This is a genomic window from Thermosporothrix hazakensis (genome assembly GCF_003253565.1).
In the GTDB taxonomy this organism is placed as follows: Bacteria; Chloroflexota; Ktedonobacteria; order Ktedonobacterales; family Ktedonobacteraceae; genus Thermosporothrix; species Thermosporothrix hazakensis.
The window spans coordinates 99,232-109,839 of record NZ_QKUF01000020.1 but is presented as its reverse complement, the minus strand read 5'-3'; the positions used below and the strand labels follow the sequence as shown (position 1 = coordinate 109,839).

At 57.6% G+C, this 10,608-nt stretch carries 7 protein-coding genes; 3 read left to right on the top strand and 4 right to left on the bottom strand.

The annotated features are described in order from the left end of the window. The 3 genes from EI42_RS22215 to EI42_RS22205 all read right to left on the bottom strand — a co-directional run. Positions 1-132, bottom strand: a 132-nt coding sequence (locus EI42_RS22215) for a transposase (RefSeq protein WP_249033474.1), incomplete at its 3' end; no start/stop codon positions are given. Positions 133-293: 161 nt separating this feature from the next. Beyond that, positions 294-2,444, bottom strand: coding sequence for a serine/threonine-protein kinase (locus EI42_RS22210; protein WP_111324838.1), 2,151 nt, complete (start codon positions 2,442-2,444; stop codon positions 294-296). A gap of 391 nt (positions 2,445-2,835) precedes the next feature. Beyond that, the gene (locus EI42_RS22205) at positions 2,836-5,475 is read right to left on the bottom strand and encodes an ATP-binding protein (RefSeq protein ID WP_111324837.1); all 2,640 of its coding nucleotides are present in this window, start codon (positions 5,473-5,475) and stop codon (positions 2,836-2,838) included. A gap of 432 nt (positions 5,476-5,907) precedes the next feature. Between EI42_RS22205 and EI42_RS22200 the strand changes: the two genes are divergently transcribed. The 3 genes from EI42_RS22200 to EI42_RS22190 all read left to right on the top strand — a co-directional run bounded on the left by EI42_RS22200 (position 5,908) and on the right by EI42_RS22190 (position 7,990). Continuing rightward, a complete protein-coding gene (locus EI42_RS22200) occupies positions 5,908-6,204 on the top strand; it encodes an XRE family transcriptional regulator (protein WP_111324836.1) in 297 nt (98 codons plus the stop codon). A 95-nt stretch (positions 6,205-6,299) separates the two neighbouring features. Further along, complete coding sequence (gene map, locus EI42_RS22195) at positions 6,300-7,088, top strand: type I methionyl aminopeptidase (RefSeq protein ID WP_111324835.1); 789 nt, start codon at positions 6,300-6,302, stop codon at positions 7,086-7,088. A 182-nt stretch (positions 7,089-7,270) separates the two neighbouring features. After that, complete coding sequence (locus tag EI42_RS22190) at positions 7,271-7,990, top strand: TVP38/TMEM64 family protein (protein WP_111324834.1); 720 nt, start codon at positions 7,271-7,273, stop codon at positions 7,988-7,990. 180 nt (positions 7,991-8,170) lie between these two features. Here EI42_RS22190 and EI42_RS22185 read toward each other — a convergent pair whose 3' ends face one another. Next, entirely contained in the window at positions 8,171-10,564 is a 2,394-nt protein-coding gene (locus EI42_RS22185) for a serine/threonine protein kinase (RefSeq protein ID WP_111324833.1), read from the bottom strand. Between the last annotated feature and the right edge of the window lie 44 nt (positions 10,565-10,608).

Here is a 10,608-nt window from a genome sequence, read left to right as displayed (position 1 = left end):
TTCAATAATTTGTTTGAGTCGTGTATCTATTGGTTCCACAAGGACTTTCCGTCTGTACTTGGGGCACCAGACCACATGATATTTGCAAGAATAGAGCACATTCTTGTTTGATTTGTAACTCATCCTACTCATGGGAGTAGTATACAGCATGAGGCTACCTATTGTCAATATCTTGAGCTATCTAGTGTTGCGACTTTGACGCAATCCTCCTACGCGGCCCTTCCACAATCACCCCATAAGGAACGCCCCTTCTATCCCCATAGCTAAAGCTAGGGGGTTTACGGGGCGCTTTGCTAAATCGTCTGCCAGACCTGAACACTATACACTTGATTCCCCTCCTCATCTCCACTGAACGTATCGACAGACGCGATCCGCGTTCCGTCGGGCGACCAGGCAACATTGCTGACATCCTGCCTGTGTCCCTCATAGGTATAAATAATCTGGCCCGATGAGGCATCCCAGACCTGCACGGTATGATCCTGCCCACCCGAGGCAATGTATTTGCTATCAGGCGACCAGGAAAGCGAGTTCACCAGTCCGCTATGCATCCGATAATGAACCAGCGTTGCCGCCGTCGAGGCATCCCAGACCTGGACCGTATTATCCCAGCTACTGGACACGATGCGCGAGCCATCGGGCGACCACGCCAGCCCTCGAATCGAGGCAATATGTCCACGAAACACCACGCTGGCCTTTCGCGCCAGAAATCGAATTTTCGGGGCGTTATCCCAGATGGAGATCAGCCCGTCATCACCCGCCGCCGCAATATAGCGTCCATCGGGCGACCAGGCCAGCGATTTGATCCCCTTCGAGTGGCTGCGATGGGTAATCACGCTCTGATCGTTAATGACATCCCAGATGTAGACCTTGCCGCTCTCCCCACCAAGCGCCAGAAACCGGCTGTCGGGAGACCACGCCATCGCGTCAATCCAGCCCTCGATATACTGGTGCACCTTCTGATGTTCCTGCGCATCAATCACCGTCAGTTCGCCATACTGCACCATCGCCCGGTGTCGTCCATTCGGCGCCCAGGCCGTGATATTCCCGGTATGTGGCGTGGTAAACGCGACCTTTCCGCTTCGCCCATCCCAGATACAGAAGCAGTCCATACTGCCCGAAGCAATCCACTTGCTATCAAGCGACCACGAAAGCGTATGAATCTTCGAGGTATGCCCCCGATAGACACACAGCAGCGTTCCGACAGGCTCTTCGCCCATTGCGGCACGCCAGGGCGTATGAGGGAAACGGGGAGCCGGTTTCTGTAAGGCGGGCGAGAGTTCAGGCCCCTTGAACACCGACGGCGAGAGCTCGCGCCCCTTCAAGAGCGACGGCGAAAGCTCAGGCCCTTTGAACAGTGCAGGCGACATCTCGGGCCCACGAAGCTGCGTCGGTGAAAGCTCCTGCAAGTGGGGCGGAATCTCCAGATCATCAGGCAGGTCGAGCGAAGGGATATCAGCCATCGAGGCAACCGAAGCCAGCGGCATATCTTGCCGGAACAGCGGTTGTACGGCCAGCGATTGCATGCTATGTTCCTCGGTCGCCTCCTCACGGCCCGGCGAGAGGAACGGTGTGCCCGCAAGCTGAGGAGCGGGATCCTGCTGTCTGGGCATAATCAATTTGACCGGTCTGGCGGCCTGTCCAGCCTGCTCAAGGGCCTCGGCAAATTCGAGGATACTCTTGAAGCGCTGCTGAGGATCTTTCGCCAGAGCAGTCAGCACCACCTTTTCGACCTCCGCCGAGATGAAGGTATTCTTCTTGCTTAACGGTGGCGGCTGATCGTAGGCATGGTGCCAGCCCAATTCAAAGGGAGAGGCCCCGTTAAACGGGCGTTCGCCGCAGAGCCACTCATAGACCACGATACCGAGCGCATATTGATCGCTGGCAGGCCGGGGCTTCCCCTGAAACTGTTCTGGAGCCATATAATGCGGAGTGCCCGAACGGTCGACCCGCTGCATCGAAATCGTGTTGTGCGCAGTCGCAGCCAGGCCAAAATCACTTAAAATGACCCGGTCTTGCTCATCAAGAAGCATGTTCTCGGGCTTGATATCCCGATGAATAATCTTGTTGTCGTGCGCATACTGCAAGGCAGACGCAACCTGCTTGACATAAGACACAACAGACAAGAGAGGGACACGCACCCCCCGGGGATGCCGCTTGAGCAGCGTTCCTTTTTCGGCATACTCCATGATGATATAGGGGATATCATCGGCAAACCCGAAGTCATAAATCTTCAGTATATGAGGATGCTTCAGTTTTACAATGGTCTGCGCCTCATGCGCGAATTCCTTCTTGTGAGCCGTGGTCATCCGCTGACACATTATCTTGATGGCGGCTTGCGTTTTCAGGTATTTATGCTCACCCAGGTACACATCTGCAAAGCCTCCCTTACCGATCAAACGCACAAGCCGATAATTGCCGAACTGCTGCCCGGTGCGCTCACTCATCGGTTACATCCTCCGATCCTACATGCATTCAGATTCAAACCCGCTCCTCCTTTCCCCCGGGGTATGCACGCTTCTGCTCCGCATACTCTCACTCCCCTGTGTTTACACCACTTCTCTGTCAATCTATATCCATACAGGTACCATTGAGTACGAATAGCTGTCCTTTTCGTCAATTTGAGCACACTTCTTAACCACTTCTCAACCACTTCTTGACGCCTTCTTTCCACGTTCCCCCGCCAGGCCCTTCTAGTATACTAACATAAATTGAAAGTGTTGCATATAGAAAGGTCAGATTTTCCCGTGACATCTTGAAATGTATCTACAAGTGTCAGCACAAAAAGAATGGTTTGCTTCTCCTTTGTCGGTAGATCACCACAAGCTCGCTTTTCGCCTATAACGCAGCTTGCTTGAGCGGCAATAAGCACCAGAACAGGGAACCTTTCTGCGGTTCACTCTCGACACCGACAGATCCCTGATGCAGCTCAACAATCGTACGACAAATATGCAATCCAAGTCCTAAGCCTCGCCCACCCTCTCCATAGACCTGCACTCCCTCCGCCTGATAATAGCGCTCCCAGACGTGCCGCTGCTGCTCAGGGGTCAATCCCTGCCCGCGATCACGCACCCAGATCCGCGCCTGCTCACCCTCCACGCGCAATCCCACCTCCACTTCTGCCATCGAATATTTCAAGGCATTGGACAGATAGTTCCCGACCACTTGCGCGATGCGCACCGGATCGACACAGGCCTGCACCCGCTCCCGGCTCACCTGACAGCGAATCGTGCGCCCGGGCGCCGAAACGCGAAAATCATGTACCACTTCCCGCACAATCTGCACCAGATCGCAGGACTCAAACGTTACGACCAGCTTGCGTTCTTGAATCGAGGACGCATCGAGCAGATCGCTAATCAGCCGATCCTGTACGCCCACCTGGCGCAGCGCGCTTTGTAGCTGGCTCTCGATCATATCAGCCTGAGATCCCAGCTCCGCGGGCAGCGGTTCCAGCCTCTGCCGAACCTGCTGATGCAAATATTCAACTAATTGCAAATTGGCCTGAATCGCTGCTAACGGCGAGCGGAGCTCATGGCTTGCCTGCCCGATAAACTCATCTTTGCGCCGCTCCGCATCCTTCAAGCCAGTGATATCCAGAAACGAGAGCAGCACCCTGGGCGTATACCCATACATCTCGTGCAACAGGGTCGCACCGATCAGGACCGTCTTGCATCCGGTCGGCGTCTCCCAATCGAGCTGTACATGCTGAACCGACTCCCCTCGCGCCGCCTGCATCACCAGAGCAAGGACCGGCTGCATATGCTGGCTCTGGAGATCAAAGCAGGAACAGCGCACCTGCTCGTTCCGCTCGGGTTCCTCGTTACAGAGCAAGCGATGCGCAGCCTTGTTTACAAAGGTGATCTTCTGCCGCTGTGGCTCGATCAGCATGACCGGCGTTGGCAACAGGTCAAGCACGCGTTCCAGCCAGCGCCGATGCTGGCTCAGGTTTTCAGCGAGTAGCTCGGCTCGGGCCCGGGCCTCACGCTCGCGAAGCAGCAAGTGATTGCGCTCAATCTGCATCTGCCTGCGCCTGGCAATCTCCTCCTGCGCCTCGGTATAGAGCCGCGCATTATCGATCGCTCGGGCCACCATCGCAGCCAGCTCCTTCGCAAGCGCCACATCAGTCCCGGTATAATGGCGTCCGGATTGCCGCGTATAACAGGCAACCAGGGCCCCGAGCGCCTTCCCTCGCGCAAAGAGGGGCATCACCAGCACCGAAGTAATCTGCATATCATGCAAAAACTGGAGATGTTCAGGCGAGGTACTGGCCCGCTGGATATACTGCTCCAGCATATAGGGCGCAACAATTGGCTCGCGGGAGCGAATCGCTTGAATCACAGGGTGGCTCTCCATCGCCCGCGTGGGCACATAGCGCATACACTCCTGACACCGCTCAGAAAGCTCTGGCACCGCCGTACAGGCCACACGTGAGAGCACGTCCTTCGACAGCAGGTCGATAAAGCAGAAATCAGCCAGCGTTGGGACAGCCAGCTCGACCGCCTGCTGCACCGTCTCCTCGATCTTCAATGAGGACGCGATAACGGTACTTGCCCGCAGGAGAAAGCGCAGCGCCTCCTCTGATCTCCGATGCTCGATCCCTACAGCGATGGTATTCGCCATCACATGGAGCGCCTGCTGTACCGCCGGGCTGCACATATATTCCAGGCAGAAAACCAGCGCCCCGGTCAGGCGGTCCCCGACATCCAGCGGATACACCAGCAGATAGCGCTTCCCGACCCGCTTCAGTGCGGGCCACGCCTCCTGAAGCTCGGCACAGTAGAGCCGTTGTGTCGTCACGCGCCCCGGGCCCTCGGCTCCAGGTGGGAGACAGCGGTAGTCGGCCCGCTCCTGTGGCGTCAGTCCCTCACAAGCCTGCAACTCCAGCATCTGCGCCGCCGCGTTCAGCGTCCAGATTCCTACCATTTCAGCCGGAAGCGACTGCTTGAGCATGCAGACACAGCGCTCCAGCACCTCGTTAAGAGGATCATCACTGCTCATCAGCAGGCTGAGCTCAAGCCGCATCTTTGCGAGCATCGCCTGTTCCTGCTGCTCAATCTCGGCCCGTTTACGCTCGGTGATATCGCGCGCCATCGCCAGGATGCAGGAAGTGTCGCCCGGCGGCCAGACGGGCATGACGATCACCTCCCACCACTTCGGCGCTCCCTTCAGGGTCGGAAAAAAGCCTTCAAATCGGTCCGCACGCCCTTCGCGCGCGCTTCTCACCGCCTCCCGAACAAGGGGCTGAGAGGCTTGATCCCAGAACGCAGACCAGGATTTCCCGCGAAAAAGGGCCTCATCCTCGATTCCCAGCACCCGCATGCCAGCAGGGTTGATGGAGAGGAGATGTCCTTGCATGTCCAGCACCATGATGGTTTCAATCCCCAATGGCCCCAGAAGCCGTTGCAACTGTAATTCACTCTCACCTGGCTCCCACAGCGGGCAGTGCTCAACATGCGCATTTCTGTTTCTCTCTTCCACAGTCCTCAGCAGCGCTCACCCGAGAGGCGCCGCAACCTCCTTTCCCACTTACTCCCGACATCCGTTTCGTTTTTCGCCTCGGGAACCCACCCGATCACCGTTCTGCTTCCACGCCTGTTCTTCGCTGTTGATTCGCGATTCGTAATTTGTAACAACTTTTGCCCTTGCAGAAAACAGTTCTAAGTCTAACGCATTCTCCCATTTCCGTCAATCACTATCCCTTGTTTCTCTTCTTTTTTCCTTACACGTATGCTCCAGTTACTCCATTCCTCTTTTTCCTCCATTGAATGGCCGCAACGTGTATTGACATCCCGGTACACTTCTGGTATTGTATTCGGAGTAGAAGGCATGCCATTCACAGAGAGCATCAGGAGTTTTTGAGAAGCCTTTCGCAGGTCGAAGTTCTTAGAAAAAGCCAGGAGGATTCTGACCGTGACTATTTACTGCACGCTGCGTCCCTTGCTTGCACGCGTGAACCAGGTGCGCACCAGCCGGGGCCTGCCCCCTTTGAGCCTGCGCCGTCTGTCCGCCGAAAGCGGTGTTCCCCTCAGCGTCATCGCTGCCCTGAACACCGGTCGCAGCCGCCGCATTGACTATGGGACAGTGGACCAGCTCCTCCACTACTTCAGTCGCTACTTCTCTGTTACGGTCAATGATCTCCTTTCCTGGGAACGAAATGTCCCTTCAGAACAGGAACAGAGTGCACTTCAACCCCATGCTCATCTATAGGCCATTCGATGCTCACAGCATTGTGTTCTCGATTGGTATTGCCCTATCACAAACAAGCATTCCGATGCGTTAACAAGACAGAAGGAATTTCGATTATGGCTGTTATGCTCAAATCTCGCAGCGAGATCGCGAAGCTTCGCGAGGCCGGTCGGCTGGTCGCGGAAACGTTCGAGGTCCTGCGCCCCTACGTCAAGCCGGGCGTCTCGACCGCTGAACTGGACCAGATCGCTGAAGACTATATCCGCAGCAAAGGCGCGACCCCGATCTACAAGGGCTATGGCGCTCGTCCCGCCCGCGATGGCCATCCCGGCACACCTCCTTTCCCCGGTACCATTTGTGCTTCGGTCAATGAGGTCGTCTGTCACGGCATTCCAAGCAAGAAGGCCATCCTGAAAGATGGCGATATCATCGGCGTTGACATCGGCGTTCTCTACAATGGTTGGGTCGGCGACTCCTGCACAACCTACCCCGTCGGCACCATCAGCGAGGAGGCGCAGCGCTTGCTCGATGTGGCGAAACGCTGCATGGAGCTCGGTATTGAGCAGGCTCGCCCGAATAATCGCCTCGGCGATATTGGCGCCGCCATTCAGAGCTATGCCGAATCGCACGGCTATACCACTGTCCACGAGCTGACCGGTCACGGCGTCGGACGCTCCTTGCACGAAGATCCTCTTGTCCCACATTACGGACGTCCGGGTACTGGCCTGCGCATCCGTCAGGGGATGGTCTTTACGATCGAGCCGATGATTAACCAGGGCGTGGCTGCGGTTCGCATGCTTGCAGACCGCTGGACAATCTGTACTGCTGATGGGAAACTCTCCGCGCAGTACGAGCACACGCTTGCGGTCACCGATGGCGCTCCCGAGCTCCTGACCTTGCCGTAACAGGTTGTTGCTCCGGCGCGTCATAGGGCTGGCGCGCCGCCTTCCTTGCTCCTCCTTTCCTGTAACTCCTACCCCATCTCTCTCGTACTAAAGACAAACAGGATCTCCGGTCGGAAATAGCAGCAAAACAGCACACACGCCGTTTACATATCTCTCTGACTCAGTGAAAGGATTTTACCCGTTTGTCAAAGAAAAACCTTTTCTACTTTGCCTTGACTGTTCTGATCGTCGTTGGCGCAGCGCTCTTTTTCTTTCTGCACGTGCTGCCTAACTTTGAGAGCTATAAGCAGATCTTCTCGTCGCTGGATAGCCTGCGCGCCTATGTGCAGAGCTTCGGCGCCTGGGCTCCCCTGATCTTCTTCCTGATACAGGTGACTCAGGTGATCGTCTCGCCCATTCCCGGCAATATCACGACCCTTGCCGGCGGGGCGCTGTTCGGTATCGTGCCCGGCTTCCTGCTCAGTGGAAGCGCGATTGTGGTCGGTTCGATGCTGGCCTTCTACCTGGCGCGATTCCTCGGGCATGTCTTTGTGATCAAACTGGTGGGCCGCAAGCAATACGAGCGCTACAACTCGTTCTTTACGGGTCGCTACTCGCTCGGGCTGCTCATCATCTTTCTGGTGCCCTTCTTCCCTGATGATGTGCTCTGCCTGCTGGCCGGGCTCTCCGCGATGCCCGCGAGCATCTTCTTTCTCTTCCTGCTGATCGGGCGCCTGCCTGGCACCTTCCTGACCACACTGGTAGGCGCGGGCGTGCTTCAGTTGTCGCTGGTAGAATGGATTGTTGTTGGTGTCATCTCGCTGCTGGTCATAGTGGTCATCTTTAAGTATGGTGACAGGTTTGAGGAATGGATGGGCAGAAAAATCAAGAAACTCAACAATAAAGAGAACGGGGCCTCTTGAACCGCTCAGAGGTCCCCCCTGTATCGATAGGTGGCGATGCCCCTGAATCGCTCTTTCTCCCATGAAATCAGCCCTCTCCATCCCTCAAAAAGCCTCCCGATATTTCCGCCCTATTTCACGCCTTTCTCGACTATACGAAGCACATATACCCGCCCGCGCCATCTGGCTACAGGAAAAGCATCACTGCCTGTCTGGTGTCACCACCACAACCTTGATCCGCTCGATCTCGCCCGGCAGATGATCGCTCCCGAACGGTAGCTTGACCTCAACGTTCGCGATCCCGTGCTGCTGGTTCAGGTAGGCAAGCGCGGCCTCGACCGTGGCCCCCTTCACGCTCTCGGGCCAGTTCCCGATCTCCTGCTTGCTGAAGTGATACAGCCATGTCCCCCTGACCGTCACCGTCAGGAAGATGATATTGTTCGGCCCATTGCGCGCGGTCAGCGCCCCCACGGGCTTGATCGTGTCATGCAGCGTAAAAGCGTCCTTCAACTGCTGCTTCGCCTGTAATTCCAGCAGCCGTGTGGCAAGCTGTTCGGCGACAGCCCGCCTGTAGGCGACGCCACGCCCATCCACGCGAATCGTGATCGTGACCGCCTCGGGCTGCGTGTCAAGCGGCGGATCGACCGTGGCCTTGACGCTCAGTTCCGGTTGCCCGGCCAGCGTCTCATCTTTGCCAAGCGCCTTCGTAATCTGATCCCTGACCTCTTTTTGCAGCTTCTCCGTCAGCGTGGCTTTCGCCTTCTCCACATCCTCGTTCTGGATCACATGCAGCACCTGCCCATCGACGCCGCCACTAAACGCCTCCGGGTTCCGCACGGTGACGCCCTTGCTACAGCACGGCCCGTTGAGCGTCTCCGGGGGAATATTGCCAGCGCTGCCGGGCGTCGTCACCAGCGCGTCGGTGGTTGCCCTGCCAGGTTCGGTCAGGGTGCGTCCGGGGATTTTGATCTCGGTGAGCGTCTGGATCTTCAGGCCATTGGGACCATCCAGCGTGGTCTGAGCGGGAATCGTGACCGGCAGCAGGTTCGTATTGTAGAACTCAAGCTGACCCCGCGCCTGCGCTCCCTCAACCGTGCGCGTCGTCTGCGCCTGAATCGTGCTGCTTCCCTGTTGCTGCTTGCTGATCACGCGATCGGGGAGCGTTCGCGCCTCCACACTCGGCACCTTGCTCTGAGGCGAGGCGCTGAGCACAAAACTATTCTCCAGCGTCTTGCTCTCCGGCGTGACATAGATCATGGCATCACCCGGCGTGCCAAGCACCGGGAACCCCGCCGGAAAAATACTGATCCCGAAGACATGCGGCAAGATCAGCAGCGTGAGCAGCATCGAGGTGGCGATCAGGCAGAAGAGCAGCGGCAGGAGCAACCGCCGATGACGCGGGACAGCTCTCCGCTTCGGTGGCTCAATCACGTCTTCGGTGGTGCGGGCACGCGGCTGAAAATCGTCGGTGGTATGCACCGGGCGCGCCCGCTTTTCCAGCACGACCGGCTGTTGCTCTGGAACCAGCGCCGCCGTAATCGCGGGCCGCAGCCGCCGGGAGGGATCGGGCGCTCGAGGCGCGCGCTCAAACGTCGGGATCTCGGGGAGCGAGGGCAGTTCTTCAAGCGGATAGGCTCGCCCACCCGGCTCAGGCTCGGTCAGGGTATCGCCATCAAATCCACCCGCCTCCTCAAAGAGCTCGATGACCGGGCCAGATCTCGATGATTCGATTGCTGACAGAAAGGCGTCACGCAACTCGGCTATGGTACGATACCGCTCCTCGGGCCGCTTCGCCATCGCCGTGCGAACCACGTCATCCAGCGCGCGGGGAATGGTCGTATCCCGGTCAGAGGGACGCGGAATCGGGTCGTACAGGTGCATCTTGATGACGGTCACGTCGTCTTCGTGGTTGTAAGGGAGATCTCCTGTGAGCAACTGATAGAGCAGGACACCAAGCGCGTAGATGTCGGTCTGGGGGGTGATGATGCCCCGGGTCTGCTCCGGCGCCATATACTGGGGCGTGCCCGGCACCTGATCGAGCGGGATCGGCCTTCCCGGACGCCCGGTGCGGCTATCGTCCAGCCCCTTGCGCCGCCGCGAGGCCGCGATCCTGACAAGCCCGAAGTCGGCCAGATAGATATAGGGCGGACCGTTGCGCCGCACGTCAAGCAGGACATTTGAGGATTTGATGTCGCGATGAATAAGCCCTTCATCATGCGCATATTCAACCGCATCGAGCAATTGCTGATAGATCGCGGCAACTTCGCCAATCCCCGGCAGACCCCGGCGCAGATACCCGGTCAGGGTCCCCCCCTCGATAAACGGCATGACGAGGAACAGGATGCCGTGCTCTTCGCCAAACTCAAACAATGGCAGAATATGCGGATGTCGCAAGGCTGCCACTGTCCGCGCCTCTCGCAGGAAACGCCGCCGCATATCCCGGTCTGTCGCGTAGTCCCCCAGTATCACCTTGATCGCTACCCGCCGATCAAACGCGGTCCGCTGCCGCCCCTCATAGACGGCTCCCATACCTCCCACCCTGATTCGGCGAATAATATCATAGTTTCCAAGCTGCTTGCCTTCCAGAGACAGCATTGCTCCTCGCGATCCTTTCCTGTAGCTTGAACCCGCTTTTTCTC

What these genes read in the sequence shown, in the direction of transcription:
- EI42_RS22210 (WP_111324838.1), bottom strand. Translation starts at nt 2,444, where the DNA reads ATGAGTGAGCGCACCGGGCAGCAGTTCGGCAATTATCGGCTTGTGCGT.
- EI42_RS22185 (WP_111324833.1), bottom strand. Translation starts at nt 10,564, where the DNA reads ATGCTGTCTCTGGAAGGCAAGCAGCTTGGAAACTATGATATTATTCGC.
- map (WP_111324835.1), top strand. Translation starts at nt 6,300, where the DNA reads ATGGCTGTTATGCTCAAATCTCGCAGCGAGATCGCGAAGCTTCGCGAG.